This is a genomic window from Mycobacterium sp. NPDC006124, from assembly GCF_040614235.1.
Classification (GTDB): domain Bacteria; phylum Actinomycetota; class Actinomycetes; order Mycobacteriales; family Mycobacteriaceae; genus Mycobacterium.
In genome coordinates this window covers 62,162-77,548 of sequence record NZ_JBEXUA010000003.1, presented here as the reverse complement: position 1 = coordinate 77,548, position 15,387 = coordinate 62,162, and the positions used below count along the sequence as shown (strand labels likewise).

Sequence of the window (15,387 nt, the reverse complement as noted above, 5' to 3'; positions counted from 1 at the left end):
CCATCCTGGAAACCGTCATGACCGAGAGCGGAACACTCAGTGAGGCGGCCATCGCCCTCGACGAGCGCTACGCTGCGCACAACTACTCCCCGCTGCCGGTCGTCGCCGCCTCGGCCGAGGGCGCCTGGATCACCGACGTCGAGGGTCGCCGCTACCTGGACTGTCTGGCCGCCTACTCGGCGGTCAACTTCGGCCACCGCAACCCCGAGGTGATCGCGACGGCGCACGCCCAACTCGACGCGGTGACCCTCGTCAGCCGGGCGTTCCACTCCGACCGCCTCGGACCCTTCTGCGCGGCGCTGGCCGAACTATGCGGCAAGGACGTCGTGCTGCCGATGAACAGCGGCGCCGAGGCCGTCGAGAGCGGCATCAAGGTGGCGCGCAAGTGGGGCACCGACGTCAAGGGCGTGCCCGTCGACCAGTCCAACATCATCGTGGCGCACGGCAACTTCCACGGTCGCACCACCACGATCATCAGCTTCTCCGACGACGAGACCGCGCGCCGCGGCTTCGGGCCCTACACACCGGGTTTCCGCGCGGTGCCCTTCGGTGACGCCGACGCCCTGGTCGCCGCGATCGACGAGAACACCGTCGCGGTGCTGCTCGAACCCATCCAGGGCGAAGCGGGCATCATCGTGCCGGCCGAGGACTACCTGCCGCGGGTTCGCACGCTGTGCACCGAGCGCAACGTCTTGATGATCGCCGACGAGATCCAGTCGGGTCTCGCCCGGACGGGTCGCACCTTCGCCTGCGACCACTGGGGCGTCGTCCCCGACATGTATCTCCTCGGCAAGGCCCTCGGCGGCGGCGTGGTCCCGCTGTCGGCGGTCGTAGCCGACCGCGACGTGCTCGGCGTGCTGCACCCCGGCGAACACGGGTCGACCTTCGGCGGCAACCCGCTCGCCGCCGCCATCGGCACCACCGTCGTGGCGATGCTCGCACGGGGTGAGTTCCAAGCTCGCTCAGCCGAACTCGGCGAGCGCCTGCACGCCCGCCTGCGCGGTCTGATCGGCCACGGGGTGCTCGCGGTCCGCGGCATGGGCCTGTGGGCAGGCGTCGACGTCGACCCGCGGATCGGCACCGGAAAGCTCGTCAGCTTGCGGTTGGCCGCGCGCGGTGTTCTCGTAAAGGACACGCACGGTTCAACCCTGAGGTTCGCCCCGCCCATCGTCATCACCGAGGAGGAGATCGACTGGGCCGTCGACCAGTTCGCCGCCGTTCTGGCCGAGGCCCTGTCGTCACCGACGGCCGCCACCGCTTGACCCCTGCCGAGGAGGCACCATGGCATCACCCTCACCGTCGGTCAGCCTGACCGAACAGATGCTCCGCCGCCGCCCGATCATGGGTGCACCCGTCGCACACGGCGCCTCCCAGGAACTCAAACGCACCATCGGCGTCTTCCAGCTGACCATGTTCGGCGTCGGCGCCACGGTCGGCACCGGCATCTTCTTCGTGCTGTCCGAAGCCGTCCCCCAGGCCGGGCCCGCCGTGCTGCTGTCGTTCGTGCTCGCCGGCGTCGCGGCCGGCCTGGCCGCCATCTGCTACGCCGAGATGGCCTCGGCGGTACCGGTGTCCGGGTCGACGTACTCCTACGCGTACACGACGCTCGGCGAGTTCGTCGCGATGGGTGTGGCGGCCTGCCTGCTCCTGGAGTACGGGGTGTCGACCGCCGCGGTCGCCGTCGGATGGAGCCAGTACCTGAACAAGCTGCTGCAGAACCTGTTCGGCGTCAGCCTGCCACACGCGATCACGGCGGCACCATGGGACGACGACCCCGGCATCGTGAACCTGCCCGCCATCGTGCTCGTCGTGATGTGCATGCTGCTGCTGATCCGCGGTGCTTCGGAGTCGGCCCGGGCCAACACCATCATGGTGCTCATCAAGCTCGGCGTGCTGGCGATGTTCTCCGTCATCGCGTTCACCGGCTTCACCACCGATCACTTCGCCAACTTCGCCCCGATGGGCACCGCGGCCGTCGGGCTGGCGGCCGGCACCATCTTCTTCTCCTACATCGGGCTCGACGCCGTGTCCACCGCCGGTGACGAAGTCAAGGATCCGCAGAAGACCATGCCGCGCGCCATCATCGCCGCGCTGCTGATCGTCACCGGCATCTACCTGCTGGTGACCTTCGCCGCGCTGGGCGCACAGGACTGGACGGGCTTCGAGGGTCAGGAAGCCGGGCTGGCCCAAATCCTCGACGACGTCACCGGGTTGAGCGTCTGGAGCACCGTCCTGGCTGCCGGCGCGGTCATCTCGATCTTCTCGGTCACGCTGGTGACCATGTACGGCCAGACGCGCATCCTGTTCGCGATGGGCCGCGACGGACTCCTGCCCTCGATGTTCGCCAAGGTCAACCCCAAGAGCATGACTCCGGTGAACAACACCATCGTCGTGGCCGTCGTGGTCTCGATCCTGGCCGGGTTCATCCCCTTGGACAAGCTCGCCGACATGGTCTCGATCGGCACCCTCACGGCGTTCATCGTGGTGTCCCTCGGAGTGATCATCCTGCGGCGGCGGGAACCCGATCTGCCCCGCGGGTTCAAGGTGCCGCTCTACCCGGTGACGCCGGTGTTGTCGATCCTGGCGTGCGGTTACATCCTCTACAGCCTGCACTGGTACACGTGGATTGCCTTCAGTGCGTGGGTGGTCGTCGTGCTCGCCTACTACCTGCTCTGGGGTCGACACCACAGCGCGCTCAACGATTTTGGTGACGGCGCGATCGCCGCTGCCGCGCCCGGGGTGGACGACGTCGAGATCGTGTCGCCGAAGGACGAGAAATAGGATGACACACCAGCGAGAAGCGAAGCGGGATCGCGCATGACACACCAGCGAGAAGCGAAGCGGGACCGCGCATGACACACCAGCGAGAAGCGAAGCGGGACCGCGCATGACACACCAGCGAGAAGCGAAGCGGGATCGCGCATGACACACCAGCGAGAAGCGAAGCGGGATCGCGCATGACTGTCGTCGTCGGCTACCTGGCGGGCAAGGCCGGAACCTCCGCACTTAATCTCGCGGTGGAGGCGGCCCGAACCCTCGACACGTCACTGTCGGTGGTCACCGTCGTGCCCAAGCCGTGGACCACGCCGTCCCCGGCCCGCGTCGACGCCGAGTACGCGCACTACGCCGACCGGTTGGCCGCCGATTCCGCCATGCAGGCCAAGGAATGCGTCGCCGAGATCGACGGCACCCTGGAGGTCAGCTTCCACAAGTACGCGCACCGCTCCGCGCCGGGCGGGTTGCTGCAGGCGGTGGCGGACATGAAGGCCGAAGCGCTGGTGCTGGGTTCGGCGTCGGACGGCAGCCTCGGCAGGGTGGTGGTGGGCTCGACCGCCGACCGGCTGCTGCACTCCTCACCGGTGCCGCTGGCGATCGCCCCGCGCGGCTACCGGGGCGCCAAGTCCCATGGGTTGACGCGGATCACCGCCGCCTATCCCGGCACCCCCGACTCGTTGCACGTCGTCCAACGCAGCGCAGCGCTCGCCGAGCAATTGCGAATTCCGTTGCGCGTCATCACCTTCGCGGTGCGCGGCCGCACGATGTACCCACCGGAGGTCGGACTGGACGCCGAGACCTCGATCCTGGAGTCGTGGGCAGCGGCCTCCCGAGAGGCGTTGGCGGCGTTGAAGTCCGGCGGCGTCGTCGGCGAGGACGTGACACTTCAGGTGGTGACGGGCAACGGCTGGGACCGGGCGCTGGACGCTCCGGATTGGGACGAGGGTGACCTCCTCGTCATCGGAACGTCGCCGCAGGGACCGATCGCCCGGGTGTTCCTCGGGTCGAAGGGCACCAAGATCGTGCGCCACAGCCCGGTTCCGGTTCTGGTGCTGCCGAACTAGTACTTCATCGTTCCGCGGTCGACTGCGATCTGCGATCCGGAGATGGTCGCCGAGGCGTCACTGGCCAACCATGTCACCACGTCCGAAACCTCTTCGGCGGTCATGAATTCCTGCAGGCCCTTCTTGCCCTCGTGGTTGACGGGGTGGAACGGCATCGGCGAGAAGCTGTGGATGTAGGTCGGGTACTTGCCGAAGATCTCCATCATCGCCTCCGGCTCCACCATCGGGGTGTCGATGGAGTACGGGTGGATCGAGTTGACCCGAATGCCGTACTCCCCCACCTCGAGCGCCAGCGAATTGGTGATGGCGACCAGCCCGTGCTTGGAGGCGGCGTAGTGACTGTTGCCAGGGGTGGCCTTCAGCCCCGCCGAGGAACTGACGACGATGATCGATCCGCCGTTGCCCGCCTCGATCATGGCGGGCACCGTCGCGCGCAGGGTGCGCCAGGTGCCGTTCAGGTTGACGTCGATGACGGTGTCCCACTGGTCTTCCGACATCTCGAACATCCGGCCCCAGCTGAGCACGCCGGCGTTGGCCACCACGACGTCGAGCCGGCCGAACTGTTCGATCGTGTCGGCGACCACCTGCTGCTGGGCGGCGAGGTCGCGGATGTCGACCTCGCGGGTCAGTACCTTGCGGCCGGCCGCCTCGACGGCGCTCGCGGTCTCGGCCAGTTCCTCGGAGGTGGCCGCCGGGTAGGTGATGGTGTCCGACACCGGTCCGCACACGTCGAGGGCGACGACGTCGGCGCCCTCGTTGGCCAGGCGGATGGCGTGAGCCCGGCCCTGCCCCCGCGCCGCGCCCGTGACGAATGCGACCCGTCCCTCGAGTGTCAATGCCATCAACCGACCCTTCGTCGACCATTCACGGTGCCAGGTGCAGGCTAGCAGCCAAACTGGAACGTGTTCTAGAACGGGTCAGAGTTCGGCGATGATCTGCTGGCGCTTCGCGGTGTATTCGGCGTCGGAGACGGTACCCATCGCGCGCAGCGTCTCCAGTTCCTGTAGACGCTGGGCGGTCGACGGTCCGGGCGGGGTCGGCGGGACGTAGGGCGCGGCGGGATCGACCGGGGGCGCGGCCATGTGGGCTGCTGGGGGAATGCGTTGGGCGGCGGCTCGCCTGACCACGTTCATGACCTGTTGCCGGACCGCCGGATTCGAGCGAATGTCGATGGTTCCGCCCATCGGCACACCGTGGGCCTTGAGGATCTGCATGATCTCCATCAAGGGTTCCGCCTGGCCGGACAGGTCGTAGGTTCGATCGCCGTCCTCGGTGAGGGTGAACTGGGCGGGCATCATGCCGCCCACCAAAGCGCTTCGGTTCCAATCGATCTGGTAGTCGTTGGTGGCAGGGTCGACCAACACCACCAGCTTTCGCCCGGTGATGAGCGGCAGCCTGGTCACCGACGCGATCACCTTGTCCTCGACCTCGAAGGGGCGCACCCCCGGTCCCTCGACGTGCAACCCGATCTTCACGAGCGGTTGGTCGTTGATCCGCGTGCCGGTCTCGCCGATGGACGTGACCCGCGCGAGCGCCAGCACGCCGTCGGCCTCGAGCATCTGGGTCTTGGCGGCCGACCGCGCGCCGTAGTTGGCCAGCGCGATCGCCACCAATACGTCGACGGCGGTGATCAGCAGGCCCGTCCAGAACATCCACTTCATGGAGTCGCCGAACCCACCCTGCCCGACGGTGAAGTAGACGCCGAGGAAGATCGGGCCGACGAGGCCGCCGCACAGCAGCACCATCAGCTGCGCCTTCACGTACCGCCCCACCATCGCCACCCTCCTCGCCGGCTGGGCCATCGTGCAGGTCAGACTAGCCGCCGGAGGACAGTTCCGGAATCTCCACGATGAGGAAGGAGAAGTTGTCGTGCGCGCCGTTGCGACGGGTGGTCTCGATGATGGTCGCCGCCAACTCGTCGAGGTCGGGCTCCATGACGGCCTCCCGCAGCTCCTCGGGTGACATCACCCCGCTGACCCCGTCGGAACACAACAGATACGTGCCCGCCTCGATCGGACGCACCTCGAGGTGTGGTCGAACCTGCGGGAACTGGCCCATGGACTGGGTGATGATGTTCGTCGGCCGGCCGTTGGTGTCGAACACCGAGTCGTCGATGGAGATTTGGGACAGCACTCCGTCGGTGATCGAGAACACCGGGCTGTCACCAACGTTGAAGACGACCAGACCGTCGTCGAGCAGACACAGGCCCGCGACCGTCGTGCCCAACCCCTGCAGGTCGGCGTCCACCCCCACCGCGCGCACCTGTTCACTGGTCTCGACGAGGGTGTTCTCGATGTCGGCGGGGCTGACCCAGTCCACCGACCGCTCGGAGATCACCGTCAGGGCGACCCGACTGGCGAGGTCGCCGCCCGCATGCCCACCCATGCCGTCGGCGACGGCACACGTGAACGGCGCGGTGGGCGCGAAATCCATTGTGACGAGCGAGCCTTCGCGCGTCTGGCTGAGCCACCCCGCAACCAGGATGGCGTCTTCGTTGCGTTTGCGCACCAGCCCGAGATCGGTGAATGCACGCACGTTGATCACGGACAACCCGCACCACCTTCGTCGACTGACCAGCTTGGTCCGCTCATCGTGCCAGATCACGAGGAAATCACAGCACCAGCCACGGAAACGGAACTGAGGTCGGGTGCGAACGCGAAAGCGGCGCCCACCCTTTCGGATGAGCGCCGCTTTGCGACTGACTAGATCAGATCATCACTTGATGATCTTGGTGACGCGTCCTGCGCCGACGGTCTTGCCGCCCTCGCGGATCGCAAAACGCAGACCCTCGTCCATGGCGACCGGCTGGATCAGCTTGACCGCGATGTCGACGTTGTCGCCGGGCATCACGATGTCGGTGCCCTCGGGGAGGGTGACGACGCCGGTCACGTCCGTGGTGCGGAAGTAGAACTGCGGACGGTAGTTCGACAGGAACGGCTTGTGACGGCCGCCTTCTTCCTTGGACAGGATGTAGACGCTGCCCTCGAACTCGGTGTGCGGCGTGGTGGTGCCGGGCTTGACCACGACCTGGCCACGCTCGACGTCCTCGCGCTTGACGCCACGAACCAGCAGGCCGACGTTGTCGCCCGCCATGCCCTGGTCCAGCAGCTTGCGGAACATCTCGACACCGGTGACGGTGGTCTTGGTGACCGTCGGGCGGATGCCGACGATCTCGACCTCTTCGTTGACGTTGATCACGCCACGCTCGACACGGCCGGTGACGACGGTGCCACGACCGGTGATCGTGAAGACGTCCTCGACGGGCATGAGGAACGGCTTGTCGGTCTCACGGACCGGGTCCGGGATCGACTCGTCGACGGCGTCCATGAGGTCTTCGACGGACTTGACCCACTTCTCGTCGCCCTCGAGCGCCTTGAGAGCCGAGACCTGGATGACCGGGGCTTCCTCGTCGAAGTCCTGGGCGGCCAGCAGTTCGCGGACCTCCATCTCGACGAGCTCGAGGAGCTCCTCGTCCTCGACCATGTCGGCCTTGTTCAGCGCGACCAGGATGTAGGGCACGCCGACCTGACGAGCGAGCAGCACGTGCTCCTTCGTCTGGGGCATGGGGCCGTCGGTCGCGGCGACCACCAGGATCGCGCCGTCCATCTGGGCGGCACCGGTGATCATGTTCTTGATGTAGTCAGCGTGACCGGGGGCGTCGACGTGTGCGTAGTGACGCTTCTCGGTCTGGTACTCGACATGCGAGATGTTGATGGTGATGCCGCGCTCGCGCTCTTCGGGTGCATTGTCGATCTGATCGAATGCGCGCGATTCATTCAACGCCGGGTACTTGTCGTGCAGAACCTTGGTGATTGCTGCAGTCAACGTGGTCTTGCCGTGGTCAACGTGACCGATGGTCCCGATGTTGACGTGCGGCTTGGTCCGCTCGAACTTCGCCTTCGCCACTTCTGTGTCCTCCTGGACTTCGATGATGCTTTGTTGAAAGGTTTTTCGGTTTTCAGTTGTGTGGTCGCCGCGAGGCTACCCGGTGTTGCCCAGTGGTTACTGGCCGGTGGCCTTCGCGATGATCTCCTTCGACACGTTCGCCGGAACTTCGGCGTAGGAGTCGAACACCATGGAGTAGTTCGCCCGGCCCTGGGTCTTCGACCGAAGGTCTCCGACGTAACCGAACATCTCCGACAGTGGCACAGTAGCCCGCACGACGCGGGCCCCACTGCGCTCCTCCATGGCTTGGATCTGACCACGGCGGGAGTTGAGGTCGCCGATCACTTCACCCATGTAGTCCTCGGGTGTGGTGACCTCGACGGCCATGACGGGCTCGAGGATGGTCGGCTGTGCTTGTGCCGCAGCCTTCTTCAGCACCTGCGAGCCGGCGATCTTGAACGCCATCTCCGAGGAGTCGACGTCGTGGTACGCGCCGTCGAGCAGGATCAGCTTGACGTTCACCAGCGGGTAACCGGCAAGCACGCCGTACTGCATGGCGTCCTGAGCACCGGCGTCGACCGACGGGATGTACTCGCGCGGGATGCGACCGCCGCTGACCTTGTTCTCGAACTCGTAGGTCGCGCCGTCCTCGCCCGTGAAGGGCTCGATGCTGACGAGCACCTTGGCGAACTGGCCGGAGCCACCCGTCTGCTTCTTGTGGGTGAACTCGACCTTCTCGACCTTGCGCTTGATGGTCTCCTTGTAGGCGACCTGCGGCTTGCCGACGTTGGCCTCGACCTTGAATTCGCGACGCATGCGGTCGACGAGGATGTCGAGGTGAAGCTCGCCCATGCCGCCGATGACGGTCTGGCCGGTCTCGTTGTCCTGGTGGACCTTGAACGTCGGGTCTTCCTCGGCCAGCTTCTGGATGGCCAGGGAGAGCTTCTCCTGGTCGCTCTTCGTCTTGGGCTCGATGGCGACCTCGATGACGGGATCGGGGAAGGTCATCGACTCGAGGACGACCTGCTGCTGCGGGTCGCTCAGGGTGTCACCGGTGGTGGTGTCCTTGAGGCCGATCACGGCGTAGATGTGGCCGGCAGCGGCCGTCTCGACCGGGTTCTCCTTGTTGGAGTGCATCTGGAACAGCTTGCCCAGACGCTCCTTCTTGCCCTTGGTCGCGTTGATGACCTGAGCACCGGAGTCGACCTTGCCGGAGTACACCCGCACGTAGGTCAGCTTGCCGAAGAACGGGTGGGTCGCAACCTTGAACGCGAGCGCCGAGAACGGCTCCGAGGTCGACGGCTTGCGGGTGACCAGTTCGTCTTCCTTGCCGGGCACGTGGCCGGTCACGGACTCGACGTCCAGAGGCGACGGGAGGTAGTCGATGACGGCGTCGAGCATGGGCTGAACGCCCTTGTTCTTGAACGCACTGCCGCACAGCACCGGGTAGATCTCGGAGTTGACGACCATCTTGCGGATCGCGCCCTTGATCTCCTCGACGGTGAGTTCCTCGCCACCGAAGTACTTCTCGAGCAGCGCCTCGTCGGTCTCGGCGACCGTCTCGAGGAGCTTGGTGCGGTACTCCGCTGCCTGCTCCTGGAGTTCTTCGGGGATGTCGATGGTCTCGTAGGTCTCGCCGAGCTTGGTCTCGCCGCGCCAGACCTTGGCCTTCATCTCGACCAGGTCGACGATGCCCTCGAAATCACCCTCGGAACCGATGGGGAGCTGGATCGGCAGCGCGCGGGCGCCGAGGCGCTCCTCGATGGTGCGCACGGTGAAGTAGAAGTCCGCACCGATCTTGTCCATCTTGTTGACGAAGCAGATGCGCGGCACGTCGTACTTGTCGGCCTGGCGCCATACCTGCTCGGACTGCGGCTCGACGCCTTCCTTGCCGTCGAAGACGGCTACGGCACCGTCCAGGACGCGAAGCGAACGCTCCACCTCGACGGTGAAGTCGACGTGGCCGGGGGTGTCGATGATGTTGATCTGGTTGCCGTCCCAGAAGCAGGTGGTAGCGGCGGAGGTAATGGTGATACCCCGCTCCTGCTCCTGCTCCATCCAGTCCATCGTGGCGGCGCCGTCGTGCACCTCACCGATCTTGTAACTGATACCGGTGTAGTAGAGGATGCGCTCGGTCGTCGTCGTCTTACCGGCATCGATGTGCGCCATGATGCCGATGTTGCGGACCTTGGTGAGGTCGGTGAGCACGTCCTGTGCCACGGCGTCTTCCCACTCTTTCTTGCTCGATGGTTGTCGATGAACGGCCGGCGGGCCGAATCGTTCAGCCGCCGGCGACGATCACCAGCGGTAGTGCGCGAAGGCCCGGTTCGCCTCGGCCATCTTGTGCGTGTCCTCGCGTCGCTTGACGGCGGCACCGAGACCGTTGCTCGCGTCGAGCAACTCGTTGGCCAGTCGTTCGACCATGGTCTTCTCGCGGCGTTGCTTGGAGAAGCCGACCAGCCAACGCAGGGCCAGCGTGGTGGACCGCTCGGGGCGGACCTCGACGGGCACCTGGTAGGTGGCGCCACCGACGCGACGGCTGCGGACCTCGAGGGCGGGCTTCACGTTGTCGAGAGCGCGCTTGAGGGTCACGACCGGATCGGTGCCGGTCTTGTCCCGAGCCTGTTCCAGCGCTCCATACACAATGCGTTCGGCGAGGGATTTCTTCCCGTCCAGCAGAACCTTGTTGACGAGCTGCGTGACCAGCTGCGAACCGTAGACCGGGTCGTTGACCAGCGGGCGCTTGGGTGCGGGCCCCTTACGCGGCATTAGCTCTTCTCCTTCTTGGCGCCGTAGCGGCTCCGTGCCTGCTTGCGGCTCTTGACGCCCTGAGTGTCGAGCGAACCGCGAATGATCTTGTAGCGCACACCGGGAAGGTCCTTCACACGGCCTCCACGAACCAGCACCATCGAGTGCTCCTGAAGGTTGTGGCCTTCACCCGGGATGTAGGCGGTGACCTCGACCCCGGTGGTCAGCTTGACGCGCGCGACCTTGCGAAGTGCCGAGTTCGGCTTCTTCGGGGTGGTCGTGTAGACGCGGGTGCAGACGCCGCGGCGCTGCGGGCTGCCCTTGAGGGCCGCGGTCTTGACCTTGGCGATCTTGTCCCGGCGACCCTTGCGGACCAGCTGGTTGATGGTTGGCATGTACCGGCTTCCTGTGTTGCTTCGTGAAACTGCTCTGCTGTCTTACGGTCGTTCTCAAGTCTGTGTACTGCGGTTACGCCCTGCCGCGCTACCACGCGGCCGGGTGTGTCGCACGCGCTCGCGCACCGAATCTCGTCGATGCATCGTGGACATGCGAATTGGCCCGGCGTGCAGGCTTGCTTGTTGGCGTCACAGCCTCAAGCGCCCTATCGGCCAGGCACGATCGACCACGATACCCGGCCGCGGGGGCTCGGGTCAAAGCGCGCCCACCCTACCCCCGACCAGGGCGATTCCCGACGATTCTAGCGCCCTCGGCGCGCGCTCATCGCGCTCGTCTGCTCTTCGCGCGAGCGCTCATCGCGCTCGTCTGCTCTTCGCGCGAGCGCTCATCGCCTCTCCATGCCGACCGCCAGCCTCAGCACCATGTCCGTGAACACGGCATCGGTGTCGATCGCGTCCATCACGCCCGTCATCTCCAGGAGCACGAATCCGTGCAGCGCCGACCAGAACTCCAGCGCCGCGAAGAACCCGTCCTCCCCCTCGAGCCCGAAGGACGCCAGCACGGCGATCACGGGTTCGGCGGCGGCGCGAGTGGCCGCGGTGTACTCCGGGTCGTCACCACCGAGCGGCATCCGGGTGAACGCCGAGTAGCGCCCGGGATGGTGGTGGGCGTAGCTGCGGTAGGCGCTGGCCATGGCGACGACGGCGTCGTCCCTGGTCCGCCCGTCCCCGACGTTGTTGAGCATGCCGATGATGTCCTCGATGACGCGCATCCGAACCGTGCGGCGCAGGTCCTCGAGGCTGTCGACGTGGTTGTAGAGCGACGGACCCTTGGTGCCCAGCTGCATGGCGAGCGCATTGATGGTCAGGGCATCCCAACCCTCGCGATCCAGGAACGTCAACGCGGCGTTGACGATTGCGTTGCGGCTGAGCTTGGTGGCCCTCGCCGGCGGACGCGGTCTGCCCGTGCCGGATGTCGAGTCCGACCGAGCTGCCATGGGTTTGCGTCCTTCGAATGGATTTTCTCGATGATGGAAGTCGTCGCGTGTCCTGCAATCCAAGACTGCTGACTGTAACCCGCCGCTGCTACGGCGAGTCAGTTCACTCTGTCCTGGCTGAGCTGCGCGAGCGTGCCGGAGATCGAGCACAGATCGGGCAGGCTGGCGGGGTTCCCGGTCTGCACCGACCAGGTGATGACGTCACCGCCCTTGGCCACGTAGACACTGCACGCGTTGGCGTCGCTGGCCCGGAAGCCCGCGTTTCCGTCGACCTCGAGTTCGGTGACGGTGCGGCCCGTGTTGCGTTCCAGCATCCGCTCGGCGTCCAAGTCGCTGCCGCGGTACCACCAGGTCGACAAGCCGATGCCCAATTCGACGTCGCCGATGGCGGTGTTCTCCTGCCAGAAGCAGCCGGCGTCGTTGGCCACCACGCGGGTGAACAGGGTGCCGCCGGCAGCCTTCGCCACGTCGGCGTCGGCCACCCCGTTGCAGTCCGCACTGCGAAATCCCGAGCCGGCCGGTGGCGGCGTCGCGGTGGTCACCGGTTCCGGCGATCCGCACGCCACGACCGCGCATCCGGTCGCCAGCACGAGCAGGATCTTCGTCACGAGGCCGCCGACAACGTGGCCGTCAGCAGTGCCTTCGCGTCTCCGCACGCATCGCCCGTGCTCTGCCGAAACTGCACCCACCAGGTCAGCACGCCGGTGCCCGCGGCCGCGGTGGCCGCGCAGGCGTTCGGCGCGGCGGGACGCTGGGCTACGAAGGCCTGGTGCCGCACCACGATCTCCTCCCGAAGGCGCGCACCCCGGCCGACCGCGACGTCGCGCTCCCGCTCGATGCTGCCGTGCTCGAACCAGGTGAAGACGACGTCGACGACGCCCGCGTCCGTCGTCAGCACGTATTGACACACCGCACCACTGAAGGGCTTGACGACGATGCTCGCCCCAAGCAGTCCCCGCAGGGTCTCGTCGTCCAGCAACCCGCAGCGGTCATCGACGAAGCCATAGCTCCGGGTGGGGTTCGGCACGGCGGGGCGGGCGCGTTCGGCGACCCCGCCGACGGTGCGGGTGCAGGCCACCACGGCGAGGGTGGCCAGGCCCACCGCGACGACGGCCGCGACGCTGCGTCGCATCGGGACACCCATAGTGCGCACACGCTACCCAGCGACAACGGTCGAAGTGCCGTCACCGGCAGCACTCGGCGACGTAGAGTCCGTGAAGACCGATCCTGGCCGCGCCGCAAGGGGGACCCACCGTGAATTGGAAGACGTCGAGCACGTCGCTGGGACTGAGCGTGGTCGCGATCCTCGGCACACTGGTGGCCGGGGCCCCGGTCGCCCAGGCGAAGAACGGCGACACCCACATCACCGGGCAGGGCGTCGTGCAGACGTTGGACTGCAACGACTCGGCGCTCATCGTCGTGGGCACCGGCAACAACATCACCGCGGTCGGCACGTGCTGGGGCGTCTCCGTCCAGGGCTCGGCCAACGTGATCGTGGTGGACAACGTCGTCAACGACATCACCGTCTACGGATTCGACCAGACGGTGCTCTACCACCAGGGCGAACCCCTGGTCTGGGACCGCGGCCGCGAATTGGGCATGACCAACCGCATCGATCGGGTACCCGCTTAGGCATGCACGCACGTTTCTCGAGACTCGCCGGCGCTGCGGCGGTGGGAGCCACGGTGCTGGTGGGCTGCTCCGACTCGGGCGCGCCCACGGTGAGCGCCGGCTCCTCCGGCGTGCAGGTCGAGATCGCCAACACGATCAACTACGGCTCGGTCGGCACGACCGCCGAGATCGACTGCGCCGACGGCAAGTCACTGACCGTCGGCGGCTCCAACAACACGCTGACGGTCAAGGGCAGGTGCACCAACGTCAACGTCGGCGGTGCGGACAACAAGTTGACCTTCGACGAGATCTCCGGCGCCCTCAACGTGGTCGGGCTGAACAACACCGTCAGCTACTCCACCGGCCAGCCAAAGGTCGACGACACCGGATCGGGAAACTCGATCCGGCGAGGCTGACCTAGGCCTTGGTGCCGTGGCGGCCGGCACCGTCGGCGAATCGTCTGGCCCCCGAGAGCGATTCGGCAGCCACCCGCGACATGCTGCCGAACTCGACGTCCATGGCCTCGGTCTCCGACATGCCCCACTGACCAAGCGCGGAGAGTCGGTCCGCCCGAAGACACTGCTGGGGAAGTGCGGCCAGTTCGGCGGCGAGCGCCTCGGCGGCCTGGCGCGCCTGCCCGGGTGCCACGACGCGATTGGCCAGTCCGATCGCGAACGCCTCGGCGGCGTCGACGCTGCGCCCGGTGAGGATGAGGTCCATCGCACGGCTGTGCCCGATGAGCCGAGGCAACCGGACGGTGCCACCGTCGATGAGGGGCACGCCCCAGCGGCGGCAGTACACGCCGAAGACGGCGTCCTCCTCGACCACTCGAAGGTCACACCACAGCGCGAGCTCGAGTCCACCGGCCACGGCGAATCCGCTCACCGCGGCGACGACGGGCTTGGACAACGTCATCCGCGACGGTCCCATCGGTCCGGGGCCCGTCCGGTGCACCGGGTTGGACTCCGGCGTGCCGAAGGCCTTGAGATCGGCTCCGGCGCAGAAGGTTCCGTTGTCCCCCCACAGAACGGCGACATAGGCGTCGTCGTCGCGGTCGAACTCCTCGAAGGCGGCGTACAAGCCGGCCGCGGCCGGTCCGTTGACGGCGTTGCGCGCCTCCGGCCGGTTCATGATGACCGTGGTGACGGGTCCGTTGCGCTCCACGCGCACGCCGCCGGAATGGGTCATGTCGTCTCCATCAGTTGGGTGTCGTCGCGTCGTGCCACCAGTTCGGCGGCGAAGTCGTGGTAGGCCTGCCGCAGTGCTGCGCCCGGCCACTCCGGGGGCAGCAATTCGCGGGGCAGCACGGGGTCCGACAGCAGATGTCGGACCGTGGCCGCGGCGGCCACGAACCGGGCCGGGACGTCCTCGGCGTCGGCCAGTTCGGCGAGCAGGCGGCGGCCGACGGCCACCCAGGCGGGCAGATCCCATAGCGTGGCGACCAGTCCGGCCGGGTCGTCGTCGCGCGCGTGCAGCACCCGCACCCGGTCCCGCAGATCGCCGGTCAACCGTAGGTCGAGATTGGCCGGTCGCATCCAAACCCCCTCGCGGAGCTCCCCGAATCGTCTGTCGTGCAACGTGGTTCGCAACGTAGCCCGGGTCCTGGCGTCGGTGCCGACGCTGGTGATCACGAGGGTCGACCACGTGCCGTCCCACGGACGCAGCTTGGGGTCGAGCGCGTCGTCCTGTCGCCGCTGCCTGCTGAGCAGCCGGTCCGAGAGCCGGTAGCCGTCAGCGGAGCGCACCAGGTCACCGGCCCCCACCATCCGCGTCAACGCCACCCGCAGCGTCGGCTCCCTGATGCCGAAATCGGATGTCAGGGTGATCAATTCGGATGCCGACGCCCAGGCGGGGTGGGCACCGAGCAGCACGCTCAACACGACGGACCTGGCGGTGAGCCGGGCCAACGTG

17 protein-coding genes are annotated in these 15,387 nt (G+C 66.9%); 5 read left to right on the top strand and 12 right to left on the bottom strand.

All coding sequences use genetic code 11. The features are described from left to right. Positions 1-17: 17 nt before the first annotated feature. The 3 genes from rocD (at position 18) to ABZ195_RS07235 (ending at position 3,839) form a co-directional block, all read left to right on the top strand. Positions 18-1,262 carry an ornithine--oxo-acid transaminase gene (gene rocD / locus ABZ195_RS07245; RefSeq protein WP_355217004.1) on the top strand — a complete coding sequence of 415 codons (1,245 nt, stop codon included), beginning with the start codon at positions 18-20 and terminating at the stop codon, positions 1,260-1,262. Between the two features lie 58 nt (positions 1,263-1,320). Continuing rightward, positions 1,321-2,781: an amino acid permease gene (locus tag ABZ195_RS07240; RefSeq protein ID WP_355217002.1), complete on the top strand. Its 1,461-nt coding sequence runs from the start codon at positions 1,321-1,323 to the stop codon at positions 2,779-2,781. A 176-nt stretch (positions 2,782-2,957) separates the two neighbouring features. After that, complete coding sequence (locus ABZ195_RS07235) at positions 2,958-3,839, top strand: universal stress protein (protein WP_355216243.1); 882 nt, start codon at positions 2,958-2,960, stop codon at positions 3,837-3,839. On the opposite strand, the gene ABZ195_RS07230 is transcribed toward ABZ195_RS07235, so the two are convergent. The 10 genes from ABZ195_RS07230 to ABZ195_RS07185 all read right to left on the bottom strand — a co-directional run bounded on the left by ABZ195_RS07230 (position 3,836) and on the right by ABZ195_RS07185 (position 12,997). Further along, entirely contained in the window at positions 3,836-4,681 is an 846-nt protein-coding gene (locus tag ABZ195_RS07230) for a mycofactocin-coupled SDR family oxidoreductase (RefSeq protein WP_355216241.1), read from the bottom strand. The two genes, ABZ195_RS07235 and ABZ195_RS07230, sit on opposite strands and share 4 nt — an antisense overlap. Before the next feature lie 75 nt (positions 4,682-4,756). Then, on the bottom strand, positions 4,757-5,614 hold the full coding sequence (locus ABZ195_RS07225; protein ID WP_355216239.1) for an SHOCT domain-containing protein: 858 nt from the start codon (positions 5,612-5,614) through the stop codon (positions 4,757-4,759). A 40-nt stretch (positions 5,615-5,654) separates the two neighbouring features. After that, the gene (locus tag ABZ195_RS07220) at positions 5,655-6,383 is read right to left on the bottom strand and encodes a protein phosphatase 2C domain-containing protein (RefSeq protein ID WP_355217000.1); all 729 of its coding nucleotides are present in this window, start codon (positions 6,381-6,383) and stop codon (positions 5,655-5,657) included. Between the two features lie 171 nt (positions 6,384-6,554). Then, on the bottom strand, positions 6,555-7,745 hold the full coding sequence (gene tuf / locus ABZ195_RS07215; protein ID WP_264036425.1) for an elongation factor Tu: 1,191 nt from the start codon (positions 7,743-7,745) through the stop codon (positions 6,555-6,557). Positions 7,746-7,841: 96 nt separating this feature from the next. Next, a complete protein-coding gene (gene fusA, locus ABZ195_RS07210; protein WP_355216237.1) occupies positions 7,842-9,944 on the bottom strand; it encodes an elongation factor G in 2,103 nt (700 codons plus the stop codon). Positions 9,945-10,022: 78 nt separating this feature from the next. Continuing rightward, complete coding sequence (gene rpsG, locus ABZ195_RS07205) at positions 10,023-10,493, bottom strand: 30S ribosomal protein S7 (protein WP_149480312.1); 471 nt, start codon at positions 10,491-10,493, stop codon at positions 10,023-10,025. After that, positions 10,493-10,867: a 30S ribosomal protein S12 gene (gene rpsL, locus ABZ195_RS07200; protein WP_056557336.1), complete on the bottom strand. Its 375-nt coding sequence runs from the start codon at positions 10,865-10,867 to the stop codon at positions 10,493-10,495. The genes rpsG and rpsL overlap by 1 nt, the downstream gene beginning before the upstream one ends. A 386-nt stretch (positions 10,868-11,253) precedes the next feature. Next, on the bottom strand, positions 11,254-11,865 hold the full coding sequence (locus ABZ195_RS07195; protein WP_355216234.1) for a WHG domain-containing protein: 612 nt from the start codon (positions 11,863-11,865) through the stop codon (positions 11,254-11,256). A gap of 98 nt (positions 11,866-11,963) precedes the next feature. Next, positions 11,964-12,473, bottom strand: a complete 510-nt coding sequence (locus tag ABZ195_RS07190) for a DUF3558 family protein (RefSeq protein ID WP_355216232.1) — start codon at positions 12,471-12,473, stop codon at positions 11,964-11,966. After that, complete coding sequence (locus ABZ195_RS07185) at positions 12,470-12,997, bottom strand: DUF3558 domain-containing protein (protein ID WP_355216230.1); 528 nt, start codon at positions 12,995-12,997, stop codon at positions 12,470-12,472. Before ABZ195_RS07185 ends, ABZ195_RS07190 begins: the two co-directional genes overlap by 4 nt. 149 nt (positions 12,998-13,146) lie before the next feature. On the opposite strand from ABZ195_RS07185, the gene ABZ195_RS07180 reads away from it, so the two are divergent. Together ABZ195_RS07180 and ABZ195_RS07175 are read left to right on the top strand one after the other, a co-directional pair. Then, positions 13,147-13,497 carry a DUF3060 domain-containing protein gene (locus ABZ195_RS07180; RefSeq protein ID WP_355216999.1) on the top strand — a complete coding sequence of 117 codons (351 nt, stop codon included), beginning with the start codon at positions 13,147-13,149 and terminating at the stop codon, positions 13,495-13,497. 2 nt (positions 13,498-13,499) lie between these two features. Next, positions 13,500-13,892: a DUF3060 domain-containing protein gene (locus ABZ195_RS07175; protein ID WP_355216228.1), complete on the top strand. Its 393-nt coding sequence runs from the start codon at positions 13,500-13,502 to the stop codon at positions 13,890-13,892. A 1-nt stretch (position 13,893) separates the two neighbouring features. Here ABZ195_RS07175 and ABZ195_RS07170 read toward each other — a convergent pair whose 3' ends face one another. Further along, on the bottom strand, positions 13,894-14,664 hold the full coding sequence (locus ABZ195_RS07170) for a crotonase/enoyl-CoA hydratase family protein (RefSeq protein WP_355216226.1): 771 nt from the start codon (positions 14,662-14,664) through the stop codon (positions 13,894-13,896). Further along, the gene (locus ABZ195_RS07165; protein WP_355216997.1) at positions 14,661-15,383 is read right to left on the bottom strand and encodes a PaaX family transcriptional regulator C-terminal domain-containing protein; all 723 of its coding nucleotides are present in this window, start codon (positions 15,381-15,383) and stop codon (positions 14,661-14,663) included. Before ABZ195_RS07165 ends, ABZ195_RS07170 begins: the two co-directional genes overlap by 4 nt. Positions 15,384-15,387 lie beyond the last annotated feature (4 nt).

Bases quoted from the DNA above. Each gene is read 5' to 3' on its own strand.
- ABZ195_RS07235 (WP_355216243.1), top strand. From the start codon at position 2,958: ATGACTGTCGTCGTCGGCTACCTGGCGGGCAAGGCCGGAACCTCCGCA.
- ABZ195_RS07185 (WP_355216230.1), bottom strand. From the start codon at position 12,997: ATGCGACGCAGCGTCGCGGCCGTCGTCGCGGTGGGCCTGGCCACCCTC.
- rocD (WP_355217004.1), top strand. From the start codon at position 18: ATGACCGAGAGCGGAACACTCAGTGAGGCGGCCATCGCCCTCGACGAG.
- ABZ195_RS07225 (WP_355216239.1), bottom strand. From the start codon at position 5,614: ATGGTGGGGCGGTACGTGAAGGCGCAGCTGATGGTGCTGCTGTGCGGC.
- ABZ195_RS07230 (WP_355216241.1), bottom strand. From the start codon at position 4,681: ATGGCATTGACACTCGAGGGACGGGTCGCATTCGTCACGGGCGCGGCG.
- ABZ195_RS07195 (WP_355216234.1), bottom strand. From the start codon at position 11,865: ATGGCAGCTCGGTCGGACTCGACATCCGGCACGGGCAGACCGCGTCCG.
- ABZ195_RS07240 (WP_355217002.1), top strand. From the start codon at position 1,321: ATGCTCCGCCGCCGCCCGATCATGGGTGCACCCGTCGCACACGGCGCC.
- rpsG (WP_149480312.1), bottom strand. From the start codon at position 10,493: ATGCCGCGTAAGGGGCCCGCACCCAAGCGCCCGCTGGTCAACGACCCG.
- ABZ195_RS07175 (WP_355216228.1), top strand. From the start codon at position 13,500: ATGCACGCACGTTTCTCGAGACTCGCCGGCGCTGCGGCGGTGGGAGCC.
- ABZ195_RS07170 (WP_355216226.1), bottom strand. From the start codon at position 14,664: ATGACCCATTCCGGCGGCGTGCGCGTGGAGCGCAACGGACCCGTCACC.
- rpsL (WP_056557336.1), bottom strand. From the start codon at position 10,867: ATGCCAACCATCAACCAGCTGGTCCGCAAGGGTCGCCGGGACAAGATC.